Below are 15535 nucleotides of genomic sequence, written 5' to 3'. Positions count from 1 at the left end.
CGGCGGCCCGGGTACTCCCGTGCGCGGCAGCCCGTGTGCGGCTCGTGGGCTCATGAGAGGCGGCGCGGCAGCCGCAGGCCGAGCAGCGCCAGGCCGAGCAGGCCCGCCAGCTGCACGCCGAGCACGGCCGTGAAGGCCCTCCTCATGCCGAGCGCCGGGATCAGGGACAGGAAGAGCGAGCCGACCGTCGCCACGCCCACCGCGAGGCACGACTGCTGAACGGTCGCCGCGAGACCACTGCCCGCCCCCGCCCGCGCGGCTGGGACGGCGGCGAGGACGATCCGGTAGTAGAGGGCGAGTTCGACACCCTGGCCGAGGCCGCACAGGGCGAGGCCCGGCGCGAGGGCGAGCGGGGTGAGCGAGGACCACGGCACCCACAGGACCGTCAGCGCGAGCACCACCAGGCCCGAGCCGTGCACCAGCGCGGCCACCGTCATCGCCCGGCCGCCGAGCCGCGCGGCGACGCGCGGGGCGAGCATCGACGCGGCGACCTGCGTCAGTCCCATGGGGACCAGCGTCAGGCCCGCCTTGAGCGCGCCGTAACCGAGCCCCTGCTGGAGGGTGACGGCGCTGACGAACATCCAGCCGCTGAACCCGATGAAGACCGGCAGGCCGAGGGCGAGGCCGAGGCGCACGCCGGGCTCGCGCAGCAGCGACGGCGGCAGCAGCGGGCTGCCCCCGGTGTCCTCCGCCCGCCGCTCGACGGCCGCGAACGCCCAGCCGAGCAGCGGCGCGGCGGCGAGCAGCAGGATCGACCAGAGCGGCCAGCCCGTGGCCCGCCCCTCGGAGAGGGGGAGCAGCAGAGCGGTCAGCGCGGAGCCGAGCAGGAGTGTGCCGCCGAGGTCGCCGCGCCGGGGCTGCTCCGCCCGGCTGTCCGGAACCGAGCGCACGGCGCAGAGCAGTGCGGCCACCGCGACCGGCACGTTCACCAGGAACGCCATGCGCCAGCCGGTGCCCCCGAGGTCGGCGGCGACCAGGACACCGCCGAGCACCTGCCCGAGGACGACGCCGAGCCCGCTCACCGAGCCGTACAGCGCGACGGCCCGCGCGCGCCGCTCGCCCCGCGTCGTGGCGTGGATGGTGGCGAGGACCTGCGGCAGCATCAGCGCGGAGGCCGCGCCCTGCGCCATCCGGGCCCCGACCAGCCACCACGCGCCGGGCGCGAGCCCGCAGGCGAGCGAGGTCAGGCCGAAGGCGGCGACGCCCCACAGGAAGAGCTTCCTGCGCCCGTACGTGTCACCGAGCCGCCCGCCGAGGACGAGCAGCACGGCGTACGCGACCGCGTAACCGGCGACGACCATCTCCAGCGTGGCGGGCGAGGCGTGCAGGTCGCGCTCGATGCTGGGCAGGGCGACGTTGACGATGAAGAAGTCGATGCTGGAGAGGGAGGCGCCGAGGAGGATGGTGAGCAGGCCGAGGGGGGTGAGGGGGGAGGGGCTGGAGGGGGCGGAGTAACTGGAAAAAGCGGAGGGGTTGGAGGGGGCGGAGGGGGTGGTCGGTCCGGCCGCGGGGGGCTTTTCGTCGGGGGTCGTAAGAGTCACGTCAACGACGATCTTCCCGGCCCCAGGGGGGTACCAGAGTCTCTTTATCCTGGTACCAGGCGCACCTGGAAACAGGCTGCGGCATCCGGCAGCCTTGATCCATGACCATCACGGCCGCGGCGCCGGACGCCGGTGCGGACATCCGCAGACGAGAACTCGCCGCCTTCCTGCGCAGCCGCCGCGAGCGCGTCACGCCCGAGCAGGCGGGGCTGCCGCGCGGCACCCGTCGCCGCACGCCGGGGCTGCGCCGCGAGGAGGTCGCGCAGCTCTCCGCGGTGGGCGTCACCTGGTACACGTGGCTGGAGCAGGCCCGCCCCATCAAGGTGTCCGCGCAGGTCCTCGACGCGATCGCGCGGGCGCTGCTCATGGACCCGAGCGAACGCGCCCACCTCTTCGCCCTCGCCGGTGCCGTCGACCCGCGGCCCGAGGCCGAGTGCTCCGCGCTCTCCGCGCCGGTCCGCAGGCTGATGCACCGCGTCGCCCCCTACCCTGCCACCGTGCAGAACGGCCGCTACGACGTCCTCGCCCACAACCGCTCCTGGACGCACGTCTTCGGCGACTTCGACGCGATGGAGCCGCGCGACCGCAACTGCCTGTGGCTCCTCGCCACCAGCCGGCGCTGGCGCGAGACGTTCCTGGACCGGGACGAGATGCTGCGCGACCTGACCGCCAAGTTCCGCGGGGCCATGGCCGAGCACGGCGCCGAGCCCGCCTGGAAGGAGCTGCGGGACCGGCTGCTCGGGGTATCCGCGGAGTTCCGCGAGCTGTGGGAGCGGCACGAGGTGGCGACGATGGTCCCGCACGTCAAGCGGTACCAGCACCCGCGGGTGGGCCTGCTGCGCCTTGAGCACCGCATGCTGTGGATGGCCCCGCTGACGCAGGCGCACCGGCTCATCGCGTACGTGCCCGCCGACGACGAGACGGAGGCCCGCCTGGAGCGGCTGGCGGAGCTGTCGGGGGAGCCGGGAGAGTGAGGGGCAGGGGGAGTCGGGCGAGTGAGGGACAATAGAGGGTCCCGTCGTCCGCCCCGGAGATCACCGATGCCGTCCCAGCCCCTTACGATCGGCCCGCACACCGTACAGCCGCCCGTCGTGCTCGCCCCCATGGCGGGCATCACGAACGCGCCGTTCAGGACGCTGTGCCGGGAGTTCTCCGGCGGCAAGGGTCTCTTCGTGAGCGAGATGATCACCACGCGCGCCCTGGTGGAGCGCAACGAGAAGACGATGCAGCTGATCCACTTCGACGCGACGGAGAAGCCGCGCTCGATCCAGCTGTACGGCGTCGACCCGGCGACCGTCGGCAAGGCCGTCCGCATGATCGCGGAGGAGGACCTGGCCGACCACATCGACCTGAACTTCGGCTGCCCCGTCCCCAAGGTCACGCGCAAGGGCGGCGGCTCCGCGCTCCCGTACAAGCGCCACCTGCTGCGCGCGATCCTGAAGGAAGCCGTCAGCGGCGCGGGCGACCTCCCCGTGACCATGAAGATGCGCAAGGGCATCGACGACGACCACATCACCTTCCTCGACGCGGGCCGCATCGCGGTCGAGGAGGGCGTCACGGCCATCGCGCTGCACGGCAGGACGGCCGCCCAGCACTACGGCGGCACGGCCGACTGGGACGCCATCGCCCGCCTCAAGGAGCACGTCCCCGAGATCCCGGTGCTCGGCAACGGCGACATCTGGTCGGCCGCCGACGCGGTCCGCATGATGAACGAGACGGGCTGCGACGGCGTCGTCGTCGGCCGCGGCTGCCTCGGCCGCCCCTGGCTCTTCGCCGACCTGGTCGCCGCCTTCGAGGGCACGGGCGCGCCCAAGGCCCCCGGCCTGCGCGAGGTCTCCCGGGTCATGCTCCGCCACGCGACGCTGCTCGGCGAGTGGATCGGCGACGAGTCGCGCGGAGTCATCGACTTCCGCAAGCACGTGGCCTGGTACCTGAAGGGCTTCGCGGTCGGCTCGGAGATGCGCAAGCGCCTCGCGGTCACCTCCTCCCTGGCCGAACTGGAGGACGGCCTCGGCGAGCTGGACCTCGACCAGGAGTGGCCCGCCGGCGCGGACGGCCCCCGCGGCCGCACCTCGGGCAACAACCGCGTGGTGCTGCCGGACGGCTGGCTGAAGGACCCCTACGACTGCGCGGGCGTGAGCGAGGACGCGGAGCTGGACACGTCGGGGGGCTGAGGCCCGCCGTTCGGCGTCAGTCCTGCGTCCTGCGTCAGTCCTGCGTCCTGCGTCAGTCCTGCGTTCGGCGTCAGTCCTGCGTTCGGCGTCGCGTGGCCAGGAACATCCCCGTCGAGCAGGTGAGTTCGGCGACGACCAGGCGGGGGTCGCCGAAGAGCCGCTCGCGCAGGGTCGTGATCCGGGTGTAGCTCTCGGGGTGGGTGGCGTCGGCGATGTCGTCGATCAGGAGCGCGCCGCCGGGCCGCAGCGCGCCGACGATGTCGGCGAGGCCCGTCGTCTTGGCGCTCGGGGTGTCGGCGAAGACGAGGTCGAACGTCCCCTGGGAGCCGATGAGTTCAAGGGCGTCGCCCACCAGGACGGACGTCCCGGGCGGCAGCCCCGCGGCGCGCACCGACGCGGCGCGCTCGGCGTCCAGTTCCACGCTGAGCACCTCCACGTCCTCGCGGTCCCCGAGCCCGTGTGCGATCCAGGCGAGGCCCATGCCCGCCCCGGTGCCCGTCTCCAGGATCCGCCCGCCCGCGGGCACCGCCGCCGCGAGTACGGCGAGGAGCGCGCCGACCTCGGGGTCCGACGACTTGTCGAACGCCAGCTTCCGTTCGCGGTCATGGGCCTGGGCGACGCCGGGCGGCACCCGCACGGCGGCCTGCGCGTCGGTGCTCCGCTGGAGCCGGTCCACCTCCGCCGAGGTCAGGGGGTGGTCGAAGGTCAGGGTGACCCGGCTCGGGCGCGCGGTTCGGCTCGGGCGCGCGGTTTTACGAGCCTGTCCGTCCCGGCCGTCGCGCGCCTGTTCGTCCTCGCTCTGCGGTAAATCGAATGGGGTCATGACGCTCCCTTTCTCCTTATTTCTGGCGCTGATTCCTCGCAGACATGAGGACGGTAGCCCATCGACCGCCCGTATCGCCTTTCGTAATCGTGCCGTTAATCGTTGCCGCCACGCCGCCCCATAGCGTCCCACGTCGCCCACCAGTCTCTCCTGCCGCAGGAATCACGAGCTTTGGCCATTAATACGAGTGGCTTGTTCCGGTGGGCGACCAGATTTCGTGCCTCCTGTTCTCGTTGACCTCCCCGAAATCCGCTCGTAGATTGCGCACCGAGAAGTCCACCGCACTTCCTTTCCGTCTGAACGGAGTCGTAATGAGCGAGTCGCAATCCTCCCAGGAACCGGAATCCCCGCAGGCCCTCACCGCGGTGACCCTCGTCTTCACCCGTGAGATCTCCGAGGCCGAAGCCCAGGAGATGCAGGCGCAGCACGACGCGCTGCGCGCCGTCGTCCAGCCGCAGTTGCCGGACGACCACGACCACGACCACGCCGCGGAAGTCTGACTCTCCCGCGCACCGATTCAGGGCAGAGGCCGATTCTCATGACAGACATGACAGATATGACAGACGTGACGGAAGACATGACAGGGACGACTGAGATGTCTGCGTTCGATGCCGTTCTGTCGCAGGGTCGGCCGTTCGGCGACAGCTCCTACGTGCACGAGCAGATGCGCGGCGCCCACCTGCACCGTCTGAAGAAGGTCGGTGACCGGCTGCCCGCCGCCCGGCGCCTCCTCGACGCGCTCGCCGGCGCCGACCGGCACCGCGAGTACCGTGCGCTGGGCGATCCCGTGGTCCGCTGTGCCATCCAGCAGTCGCTGGCCCGCGTCACCGCGGGTGCGGAGGTCGTGCTTCCCCTCGCGCTGTGCGAGGAGGTCCTCGACGCGACCACGCGCCACCTCGAATCCGGGTCCGCCGACGGGCCGTCGGAGGCGGGCGCCACCGAGGCGCAGCGCCTCGACCCGGAGGCGGGACCGGCGTGGTTCTGGCATCCGGAGCGCCGCGACGACGCGTTCGCACAGGCTCTCCGGGTGCTTGTCGCAAGGGAGTTCACCGACCAGATCTGCGCACCCGCGCCATCCGATGTCGCGATACTGCGGAAAGCTGCGGGACTTCTCCGGGAAATCCTTCCCGAGACGTCCCGCAGTGCCCTGCACCACACCCATGTGATCGGTATTTCCCCGGGCGTCGGTGCCTGGGCGAGGAAATCATCCACATCGCAGTTCCGCATGGCCGGAATCGTCTTCCTGAACCAGAAACTGCTCACCAACCCATGGTGGGTCGCGGAGCACCTGCTGCATGAATCCCTGCACCAGAAGCTCTACGACTTCCGGCACGCGCACTCCTTGCTCGTACGCGACGTCGAAAGCGACCACGGACTTCCCGACGAGGTGCGGAAGGTGACGTCGCTCTGGAATTCACCGGGCCTGGCCGGAACCAATCGATGGGACCCGCACCGGTCCATCGCGGCCTTCCACGTGTACGTCCATCTGTCGCTCTTCTGCACCCTGGCGGAACGCCGTGCTCCCGCGCTGGAGAGCACGTATGGGCCGGTCGACGCCCCCCACCCCATGACGCCGGGCCGCAAGGCGTTCGAGCGCGCCCACTACCTCGGGGAGCAGCTCCACTCGACCACCTGGCCCGAACTGGGCCTGGCGGGGCGGGGCCTGACCGACTGGCTGACGTCGATCCTCCAGGCGCTCGATCCCACGCCACCGCCGCCGGGCGCCACGCTCCACCTGCTCCTGCACCGCTACCTGCGCGAGGCGGCCAAGGCCCGAAAGGCCCTCCCGAACCCCGCACTTGAGCGCAGGCTGGCGGCGCTCGCCGAGGTGGAGTCGGCCTCGGCGCGCGCGATCCTGAAGGCGACGGGCGCGCCCCCGGACGAACTCGCGCGAGCCCTGTCCTCCGCCCCCTCCTCCTTCCCGGACCTGCGCCAGGCCATAGCCACGACCCTCACCACCCTGGCCCCGGACGGCTACAGCCTCGATCCCCTGGCCCCGCACGCCCCCAGGCACCCGGACGACATGGTCCGCGACATGGTGGAATCCTCCAGTCACGCGCTGGCGACGATGCCGGAGATCGTGTAACGCGGGGCCGCACGGCACCCTGCGGGGAGGGGTGGAGCGATGACCTTGCGTTCCGATGTGGCCGGGTTGCTGGCGGAGGCCGGCATCCGCGACGTGGACGTCGACGACGCCGTCGCGGACGAGCACGTCCGATCGTCCGCGTACCAACGCGTCGTCTCGGTGATAGCTGACTCCCGGAGCCGCGACCAGGACCGGGACCGCGCGATCGTAGCCGCGATCCTGCGCGAGCCCAACGAGCCGGCGTCCAAGACGGCGGTGGTCGCCCTCGTGGACAGGATCGCGATGAAGGCGACCGGTCCCGCCGAGTTCCGGCAGTGGTCGGCCGGACTGCTGCCGGAGACCGACCGGCTCAAGGCGGAGGGCAACCGCGAGTTCATCCGCCGCCGCGTCCACGACTGGCTGCTCTACCTGTCCATCGAGAACGGCCACGTGCCGACACCGGCCGAGTTGGCGGAGGCCACGAACTGGATGCAGCGCCTCCTCGCCGAAAGGGTGACGTCGCCGGAGGTACTGGCCCTGCTCGCCGAGTCGGCCCACACCAGGAAGACCCGGAATGTCGCGGGGAACAGAGCCGGAATCCGTCCCCGCTGACCATGCCCGAAGGGGCGGCACCCCCGCACAGGGTGCCGCCCCTTCATCGTGGACCGGGACCGCCGCCGCATCGGTACTGAGGGTCGGGGACACGGCGGCGGTCCCGGGGCTCTACCGGTGGTCGCTGCCCACCGAGTGCGAGGCCGCGCGGCCGGCCTCCAGGCGGGCCACCGGGATGCGGAACGGGGAGCAGGAGACGTAGTCCAGGCCCACCTCGTGGAAGAAGTGCACGGACTCCGGGTCGCCGCCGTGCTCGCCGCAGACGCCGAGCTTCAGGTCGGGGCGCGTGGCGCGGCCGGCCTTGACCGCGTCCTTCACCAGCTTGCCGACGCCGTCCTTGTCGATCGTCTCGAACGGCGAGACCCCGAAGATGCCCTTCTCCAGGTACGCGGTGAAGAAGCTCGCCTCCACGTCGTCGCGGGAGAAGCCCCAGACGGTCTGCGTGAGGTCGTTCGTACCGAAGGAGAAGAACTCGGCCGCCTCCGCGATCTGGTCGGCCGTCAGCGCGGCGCGCGGCAGCTCGATCATCGTGCCCAGGGCCAGCTTCAGGTCGACGCCGGTGGACTCGATGACCTCCGCGATGACCTGCTCGGCCTCCTCACGGACGATCTCCAGCTCCTGGACCGTGCCGACGAGCGGAATCATGATCTCCGCGCGCGGGTCGCCCTTGGCGTTCTTCCGCTCGGCCGCCGCCTCGGCGATCGCGCGGACCTGCATGGTGAACAGGCCGGGGATGACGAGACCGAGGCGCACACCGCGCAGGCCCAGCATCGGGTTCTGCTCGTGCAGGCGGTGCACGGCCTGGAGCAGGCGCAGGTCGTTCTCGTTGGCGTCCTTGCGGGACTCGGCCAGCGCGACCCGCACGGACAGCTCCGTGATGTCCGGGAGGAACTCGTGCAGCGGCGGGTCCAGGAGGCGGACGGTGACCGGGAGGCCGTCCATCGCCTCGAACAGCTCCACGAAGTCCCGCTTCTGGAGCGGGAGCAGCTGCTTCAGGGCGTCCTCGCGCTCGTCGTCCGCGTCGGCGAGGATCAGCCGCTCGACCATCTCGCGCCGCTCACCGAGGAACATGTGCTCGGTGCGGCACAGGCCGATGCCCTGCGCGCCGAAGCGGCGGGCCCGCAGCGCGTCCTCGGCGTTGTCCGCGTTGGCGCGTACGCGCAGGCGGCGTACCCGGTCCGCGTACGCCATGATCCGGTGCACGGCGGCGACCAGCTCGTCGGCGTCGTCGGCACCCGCGTGCATGCGGCCCTCGAAGTACTCGACGACCGGCGAGGGGACCACGGGCACCTCGCCCAGGTACACCTTGCCCGTCGAGCCGTCGATGGAGACGACGTCACCCTCCTCGACGACCGTGGAGCCGACCGTCATCCGGCGCCGCTTGGTGTCGACCTCCAGGTCCTCGGCGCCGCAGACACAGGTCTTGCCCATGCCGCGCGCCACGACGGCGGCGTGCGAGGTCTTGCCGCCGCGCGAGGTCAGGATGCCCTCGGCGGCGATCATGCCGTCGAGGTCGTCGGGGTTGGTCTCGCGGCGGATCAGGATGACCTTCTCGCCCGAACGCGACCACTTGATCGCGGTGTACGAGTCGAAGACCGCCTTGCCCACGGCAGCGCCCGGCGACGCGGCGATGCCCCGGCCGAGCTGCTCGACCTTGGCGCTCTCGTCGAAGCGGGGGAACATCAGCTGCGCGAGCTGCGCGCCGTTGACGCGCTGGAGCGCCTCGGCCTCGTCGATCAGGCCCTGGTCCACGAGCTGCGTCGCGATGCGGAACGCGGCACCGGCGGTGCGCTTGCCGACGCGGGTCTGGAGCATCCACAGCTGGCCGCGCTCGATGGTGAACTCGATGTCGCAGAGATCCTTGTAGTGCGTCTCAAGGGTCTCCATGATCTGCATGAGCTGGTCGTACGACTTCTTGTCGATCTGCTCCAGATCGGCGAGCGGGACGGTGTTGCGGATGCCCGCCACGACGTCCTCGCCCTGCGCGTTCTGGAGGTAGTCGCCGTACACGCCCTGGTGGCCGCTGGCCGGGTCGCGGGTGAACGCGACGCCCGTGCCGGAGTCCGGGCCGAGGTTGCCGAAGACCATCGAGCAGATGTTGACGGCCGTGCCGAGGTCGCCGGGGATGCGCTCCTGGCGGCGGTAGAGCTTGGCGCGGTCGGTGTTCCACGACTCGAAGACCGAGCGGATCGCGAGGTCCATCTGCTCGCGCGGGTCCTGCGGGAAGTCCCGCCCGGCCTCCGTCTTGACGATCTTCTTGAACTTGGTGACCAGCTTCTTGAGGTCGGCGGCCTCCAGGTCGGTGTCGACCGTGACCTTCTTGGCCTCCTTGGCCTTCTCCAGCGCCTCCTCGAAGAGGTCGCCGTCGACGCCGAGGACGGTCTTGCCGAACATCTGGATGAGCCGGCGGTAGGAGTCCCACGCGAAGCGGTCGTCGCCGGACTGCTTGGCGAGGCCGGTCACCGACTTGTCGGAGAGCCCGATGTTCAGGACCGTGTCCATCATGCCGGGCATGGAGAACTTGGCGCCCGAGCGGACGGAGACGAGCAGCGGGTCGTCGGCCTGGCCGAGCTTCTTGCCCATCTTCTGTTCGAGGGCGTCGAGGTGTGCGCTGACCTCGTCGCGCAGCTCGGTGGGCTCCTCACCGCTGTCGAGGTACGTCTTGCACGCCTCGGTGGTGATGGTGAAGCCCGGAGGGACGGGCAGCCCGAGGTTGGTCATCTCGGCGAGGTTCGCGCCCTTGCCGCCGAGAAGGTCCTTGAGGTCCTTGTTGCCCTCGGTGAAGTCGTAAACGAACTTCACCCCCTCGGTCGCCTCGGTCGTCTCACTCGTGTGAGCTACGTGGAGATCTTTGTTTTCCGACACGGGTCTCGACTCCTCGAGGACTCGGTGGCTGCCCTGACGGCGAGGAACATACCCAGATCGAAGGCACCTGGGTACGTCCACTTGCGCGTCATGCGGCCGTAACCACCCGTCCGCCGCTAGATCGAAAGTGACTCAGCGGTAGTGAGGGGGAGTGGCGTGTGTTCAAGTATTGAACTCTCAACTCCCGTAGACCCCGAGAAACGCTCAAACGAGCGGAGAGATCTCAGATGTGAGTTCACTTCATGAATGATCGAGCATTGGCACTGAGTGCCACCCCTTGGAGAAGTGCAGTCGCCCAGAGAGTGCTCATCTGAGCGCAAGGCCTATCAGGGGTGGCGAGAATCACGCCGTTTGAAGGGCCCGGATGTCAGCATCCGGACGGCGCCGTTCACTGCGGGAGACATCGCCCCGGGTCTGCCGGGTCGCGTCACGCGCCGAGCGCGGCGAGCCGCTCCTCCGCACGCTCCGGGGCGTACAGGTGCTCCACCACCAGGGTTCCCGCGCCGATCAGCGCCGCGCGGTCGCCGAGGCGCGAGGTGACCACGTCCAGATGGGCGGTGGAGCGGGGCAGGGCCCGCTGGTAGAGCAGTTCGCGTACGCCGGTCAGGAAGGCGGTTCCGGCCAGATCTCCCGCGATCATCAGAACGCCCGGGTTCAGGAGGGTGACGACGGTCGCCAGGACCTCGCCCACGTGCCGCCCCGCGTCGCGCGCGAACCCGAGGGCCGTCGGGTTCCCGGCCTCCAGGAGCGCCCGCACATCCGAGCCGGAGGCCGCGGGGACGCCCGCCTCCGTCAGCCTGCGGGCCACGGCACGGCCGCTGGCGACGGCGGCGAGACAGCCGTAGGAGCCGCACCTGCACAGTGCGTCCGCTCCCTCGGGCACCCGGATGTGGCCGATGTCGCCCGCGCCGCCGTCGATGCCCCGGTAGACCGAGCCGTCCACGACGACGCCCGCGCCGATCCCGGTGGAGACCTTGACCAGGGCGAAGGCGGAGCAGTGCGGGTAGTGCGTGTGCTGTTCGCCGTACGCCATGAGGTTGGCGTCGTTGTCGACGAGGACGGGGAGGGCGGAGAGGTCTGCCGCACCAGCGGAGAGGTCTGCCGCATCGATGGGGGCGGGCCGCGTTCCCGTCGCATCCGTGTGTAGGGCGAACGCCCCGCGCAGGCGGCCCCGTATGTCGTAGCCGTCCCAGCCCGGCATGATCGGCGGCTGGACCACGCGGCCCGTCCCGGTGTCCACCGGGCCCGGCACCGCGAGCCCGATGCCGCAGACCGTCGAGGCGGGCCGCCCGGTCTCGCGCAGCAGCTCGCCGAAGTGGGCGCCCAGCGCGTCGAGGACGGCGTCGGGCCCGTCCTCGACGGCGAGGGGGCCCGACCGCTCGGCGAGGATCTCGCCGCCGAGGGTGAGCAGCGCGGCGCGGGCGTGCCGGGTCTCCAGGGCGGCGGCGAGCACGACGGCGTGCGTCTCGTCGAACTCCAGCCGGATCGCGGGCCGCCCCCCGAGCGGCGACTCCACCGGCCCGCCGTCCCCCTCCCGCACCCACCCGGCCCGGAACAGCCGCCCGAGCCGCTGCCCCACGGTGGCCCGCGAAAGGCCGGTGACTTCCTGGAGGGCGCCACGGGTGGTGGCCCGTCCACTGCGCACCAGCTCCAGCAGCTCACCGGCGCCGGGCTGGTGGCCGGGGTGGGCGCGCGGGCGCGCGGCCGTGGGTACCTCCCCGTCGGCGGGGCCTCTCGTGGGCATGCGGGTCTCCCGTTCGAACATGTCTCCGCTGGCGCTCACCGTACGGGCGGTCCGGTCCGGGGGCCTCCCCGGGGGCGCCCGGCCGCACCCCTTGTGCTCGTCAACTCAGCGTTACATATTGGGTTTTGCGTGTGAAGTACGCGTAACCCTAGGGTGAGCGCAACCGAACTGACGGGACGTCGACGGCCTTCGGGAGATCCGTGTGGACCGCAGCACCACCACTCAGCCACCCGCTCACCGCACCGCGGACCCGCTGCGGGAGCGCGCGGCCGAGGTGCTGTGGGCCAACTGGACCGGCACCTCGACCGTGCCGTCCCTGGCGCTGTACCCGCACCAGTGGTCCTGGGACTCCGCGTTCATCGCGATCGGGCTGCGCCATCTCTCCCCGCTGCGTGCCCAGTTGGAGCTGGAGACACTGCTGGCCGCCCAGTGGGGTGACGGCCGCGTCCCGCACATCGTGTTCAACGACGCCGTGCCGCCCGGCGCCTACTTCCCCGGCCCCGACTTCTGGCGCTCCGCCACGGCGGGCCGCCGGGCGGGGGCACCGGGCGGCGTGCAGACCTCCGGCATCGTGCAGCCGCCCGTCCACGCGCTCGCCGCCTGGCTCGTGCACCGCGCCGACCCCGGCCTCTCCCGCGCCCGCTCCTTCCTCGCCCGGCTCCGTCCCCGCCTCGCCGCCTGGCACCGCTACCTCATGACCGCCAGGGACGCGGGCGGCGCGGGACTCGCCGCCGTGCTGCACCCGTGGGAGCAGGGCATGGACAACAGCCCCTGCTGGGACGGCCCGTTGAGCCGCGTCGAGCCCGCCGACCCGGGCGCCTTCCGCCGCGCGGACCTCGACCACGGGGCGCCCGGGGACCGGCCGACCGACACGGACTACGGACGGTATGTGCGGCTCGCCGCCCAGTACCGTGACCAGGGGTACGAGGACGCGGGGCGCGACGGCACGAGACGCGACCCCGGCGCGTTCTCCGTCGAGGACCCCGCCTTCAACGCCCTGCTGATCACCTCCGAGTACGCACTCGCCCTGATCGAGGCCGAGTTGGACGGCACGGAGTGCAGGTCGAGCGAGCGCCGCGAACGGGCCCGCGCCCTCACGGACACCCTGGTGGCCCGCCTGTGGGACCCGGCCCGCGCGCTCTTCCTCTGCCGCGACCTGCGCTCGGACCGGCTCATCGCCGAGCGCGGCGTCACCGGCCTGATCCCGCTCGTGCTGCCCGCCCTGCCGCCCGCCGTCACCGCGGCGCTGGTGCGCACCGCGCGAGGCCCGCACTTCGGGCTCGGCGGCGCGACGCGGCTCGTGCCCAGCTACGACCTGACCGGACCCGCCTTCGACCCGCGCCGCTACTGGCGCGGACCCGCGTGGTTCAACACCAACTGGCTGGTGGCGAAGGGCCTTCGGCTGCACGGCGAGCTGCCCCTGGCGGACCGGCTGCGCGCGGCCATGCTCGATGCGGCGGACGCGTCGGACTTCGCCGAGTACGTGGATCCGTACACCGGCGCGGGCCGCGGCGCACGCCGCTTCGGCTGGACGGCCGCGCTCACCCTTGATCTGCTGCGGAAGGAAGAGGTGCGGACATGAGCGACCGGCATCGGCTGCTGGTGCGTGGGCGGACGTTCGCGGCCGTCGGCGCGGGCGGCGACATCAGCGGGGTCGGCGGGGTGCGCGGGGGCGGCGCGGGCCCGGACGGCCTGTTCGTACGCGACGCACGGCACCTGAGCCGCTGGCAGCTGACCGTCGACGGGGCCGTGCCCGAGGTCCTCGCCCCGGTGGACACCTCGGAGGCCGGCGCCGGCGCGGCGCGCTGCGTACTCGTGCCGCGCGGCGGCCGCCAGGAGCCGCCCGCGTACACGGTCCTGCGCGAACAGGCCGTGTCCGACGGGGCGTTCGTGGAGGCCCTGCGGGTGGTGAGCAACCGGCCGGTGCCGACGCGGGTGCACATCGCGCTGACCGTGGACGCCGACTTCACCGACCAGTTCGAACTGCGCGCCGACCACCGGACGTACGCCAAACAGGGCGCGGTCAGGTCCCGGCGGCCGATCAGCGAGGGAGGCGAGGGAGGCGAGGGAGGCGGCGGAGGCGGGGGAGATGTGGGAGGCGCGGGACGCCGCGGTGCCGGTCTCACGGGGGTCGAGTTCCGCTACCGGCGCGGCGAATGGCGGGCGCGGACGGCGGTGACGGCCGACCCGGGCCCCGACGCCGTCGAGGAGACCGGCGGCGGTGCGCGTCGCCTCGTATGGACGCTGGAGCTCGAACCGCACGGCTCGACCGAGGTGGCACTGAGTGCCGCCGCGTATCCGCACGAGGCGGCCGGGCCCCGCGTACCGGGCTCGCCCGCCGAGGCAGTACGCCAACAGGCCGCCTCCCAGGCGGACTTCGTGTCCGGCGTCGCCCTGCCCACCCGGTGGCCCGCTCTCGCCGACGCGTGCGCGCGCGGTCTCGCGGATCTCGCCGTGCTCCAGGTCCCGGCGCCGGGACCGGACGGCGAGGAGCTGAGCGTGCCCGGCGCGGGCGTGCCGTGGTTCCTCACGCTGCTGGGCCGCGACGCCCTGCTGACCTCGCTCTTCGCGCTCCCGTATGTGCCGCGCCTGGCCGCCGCGACGCTGCCCGCGCTGGCCGCGACGCAGGCCGCCGAGGCCGTCGCGGGCGCCGTCGCCCAGCCAGGGAAGATCGTGCACGAGGTGCGGCAGGGCGAACTCGCGCACTTCGGGCAGGTGCCGTTCGGGCGCTACTACGGCTCGGTCGACGCGACGCCACTGTTCCTCGTGCTGCTCGGCGCGTACACGGAACACACCGGGGACCGCGCGCTCGCCCGCCGCCTGGAGCCCGCCGCGCGCGCCGCCGTCGGCTGGATGCTCGACCACGGCGGGCTCACCTCGCGCGGCTACCTCGTCTACCGCGCGGACGAGGGCGGCCTCGCCAACCAGAACTGGAAGGACTCGCCCGGCGCGATCTGCTCCGCCGACGGCACCCGGGCGAGCGGGCCGGTCATGGCGGCGGGCGCGCAGGGCTACGCGTACGACGCCCTGTGCCGCACCGCCTGGCTGGCGCGGACCGTCTGGGACGACACGGTGTACGCGGATCTGCTCGCGCAGGCGGCGGGCGATCTGCGGGAGCGCTTCCAGCGGGACTTCTGGATGCCGGGGCAGGGCTTCCCCGCGCTCGCCCTGGACGGCGAGGGCCGCCAGGTCGACGCGCTCGCCTCGGACGCGGGGCATCTGCTGTGGTCCGGGCTGCTCGACAAGGAGTACGGCGAGACGGTGGGCCGCCGCCTCCTGGAGCCCGACTTCTTCTCGGGCTGGGGCGTGCGGACGGTCGCGGCCGGGCAGCCCGCGTTCCACCCGCTGTCGTACCACCGGGGCTCGGTGTGGCCGCACGACAACGCGCTGATCGCGCTGGGGCTCGCGCGCTACGGCCTGCACGACGAGGCCCGCGCGGTCGCCCGCGCCCTCGTCTCCGCCGCCACCACAGCGGACGGCCGTCTCCCGGAGGTCCTCGCGGGCTACGACAAGGGGGCGTACCCGGTGCCGGTGCCGTATCCGCACGCGTGCGTCCTGGAGTCGCGCTCGGCGGCGGCTCCGTTGGCGTTGCTGACGGCGGTGGGCGGGGCGTGAGCGATTACCGCGAGGCCTTTGCCTAGTCAAGGGCACATAGTCAATAGCGTAAATCTGTTCGGGAATTCCCCGCCCCTGACCCCCCTTTGTTTTCCT

At 72.1% G+C, this 15535-nt stretch carries 11 protein-coding genes; 7 read left to right on the top strand and 4 right to left on the bottom strand.

Going from position 1 to position 15535, the window contains the following annotated elements:
* Positions 1 to 50: 50 nt before the first annotated feature.
* Positions 51 to 1541, bottom strand: a complete 1491-nt coding sequence (locus CP975_RS11195) for an MFS transporter (protein ID WP_208835556.1) — start codon at positions 1539 to 1541, stop codon at positions 51 to 53.
* Between the two features lie 101 nt (positions 1542 to 1642).
* Between CP975_RS11195 and CP975_RS11190 the strand changes: the two genes are divergently transcribed.
* Together CP975_RS11190 and dusB are read left to right on the top strand one after the other, a co-directional pair.
* Positions 1643 to 2515: a helix-turn-helix transcriptional regulator gene (locus CP975_RS11190; protein ID WP_150476830.1), complete on the top strand. Its 873-nt coding sequence runs from the start codon at positions 1643 to 1645 to the stop codon at positions 2513 to 2515.
* A gap of 66 nt (positions 2516 to 2581) precedes the next feature.
* Positions 2582 to 3715 (top strand): tRNA dihydrouridine synthase DusB, encoded by a 1134-nt coding sequence (gene dusB / locus CP975_RS11185; RefSeq protein ID WP_055535604.1) that lies wholly within the window; start codon positions 2582 to 2584, stop codon positions 3713 to 3715.
* Positions 3716 to 3785: 70 nt separating this feature from the next.
* Here the strand turns inward: dusB and CP975_RS11180 are convergent, their stop codons facing one another.
* Positions 3786 to 4538 carry an O-methyltransferase gene (locus CP975_RS11180; protein ID WP_055535606.1) on the bottom strand — a complete coding sequence of 251 codons (753 nt, stop codon included), beginning with the start codon at positions 4536 to 4538 and terminating at the stop codon, positions 3786 to 3788.
* Between the two features lie 311 nt (positions 4539 to 4849).
* Between CP975_RS11180 and CP975_RS11175 the strand changes: the two genes are divergently transcribed.
* The 3 genes from CP975_RS11175 to CP975_RS11165 all read left to right on the top strand — a co-directional run bounded on the left by CP975_RS11175 (position 4850) and on the right by CP975_RS11165 (position 7215).
* Entirely contained in the window at positions 4850 to 5038 is a 189-nt protein-coding gene (locus CP975_RS11175; protein WP_055535614.1) for a hypothetical protein, read from the top strand.
* A gap of 95 nt (positions 5039 to 5133) precedes the next feature.
* Positions 5134 to 6624, top strand: a complete 1491-nt coding sequence (locus CP975_RS11170) for a hypothetical protein (RefSeq protein ID WP_055535616.1) — start codon at positions 5134 to 5136, stop codon at positions 6622 to 6624.
* 39 nt (positions 6625 to 6663) lie between these two features.
* Entirely contained in the window at positions 6664 to 7215 is a 552-nt protein-coding gene (locus CP975_RS11165; protein WP_055535618.1) for a hypothetical protein, read from the top strand.
* Between the two features lie 111 nt (positions 7216 to 7326).
* Here CP975_RS11165 and ppdK read toward each other — a convergent pair whose 3' ends face one another.
* Together ppdK and CP975_RS11155 are read right to left on the bottom strand one after the other, a co-directional pair.
* Positions 7327 to 10017 carry a pyruvate, phosphate dikinase gene (gene ppdK, locus CP975_RS11160; protein WP_150476829.1) on the bottom strand — a complete coding sequence of 897 codons (2691 nt, stop codon included), beginning with the start codon at positions 10015 to 10017 and terminating at the stop codon, positions 7327 to 7329.
* A gap of 490 nt (positions 10018 to 10507) precedes the next feature.
* Entirely contained in the window at positions 10508 to 11824 is a 1317-nt protein-coding gene (locus tag CP975_RS11155; protein WP_150476828.1) for an ROK family protein, read from the bottom strand.
* Positions 11825 to 12026: 202 nt separating this feature from the next.
* Here CP975_RS11155 and CP975_RS11150 point away from each other — a divergent pair, with 202 nt between their 5' ends.
* Together CP975_RS11150 and CP975_RS11145 are read left to right on the top strand one after the other, a co-directional pair.
* A complete protein-coding gene (locus CP975_RS11150; RefSeq protein ID WP_246201470.1) occupies positions 12027 to 13406 on the top strand; it encodes an MGH1-like glycoside hydrolase domain-containing protein in 1380 nt (459 codons plus the stop codon).
* Positions 13403 to 15439: an amylo-alpha-1,6-glucosidase gene (locus CP975_RS11145; RefSeq protein WP_055533837.1), complete on the top strand. Its 2037-nt coding sequence runs from the start codon at positions 13403 to 13405 to the stop codon at positions 15437 to 15439. The genes CP975_RS11150 and CP975_RS11145 overlap by 4 nt, the downstream gene beginning before the upstream one ends.
* Positions 15440 to 15535: the final 96 nt, after the last annotated feature.

The organism is Streptomyces alboniger, from assembly GCF_008704395.1.
In the GTDB taxonomy this organism is placed as follows: Bacteria; Actinomycetota; Actinomycetes; order Streptomycetales; family Streptomycetaceae; genus Streptomyces; species Streptomyces alboniger.
The sequence above is the reverse complement of the archived record's forward strand: the minus strand, read 5'-3'. Positions and strand labels throughout refer to the sequence as shown.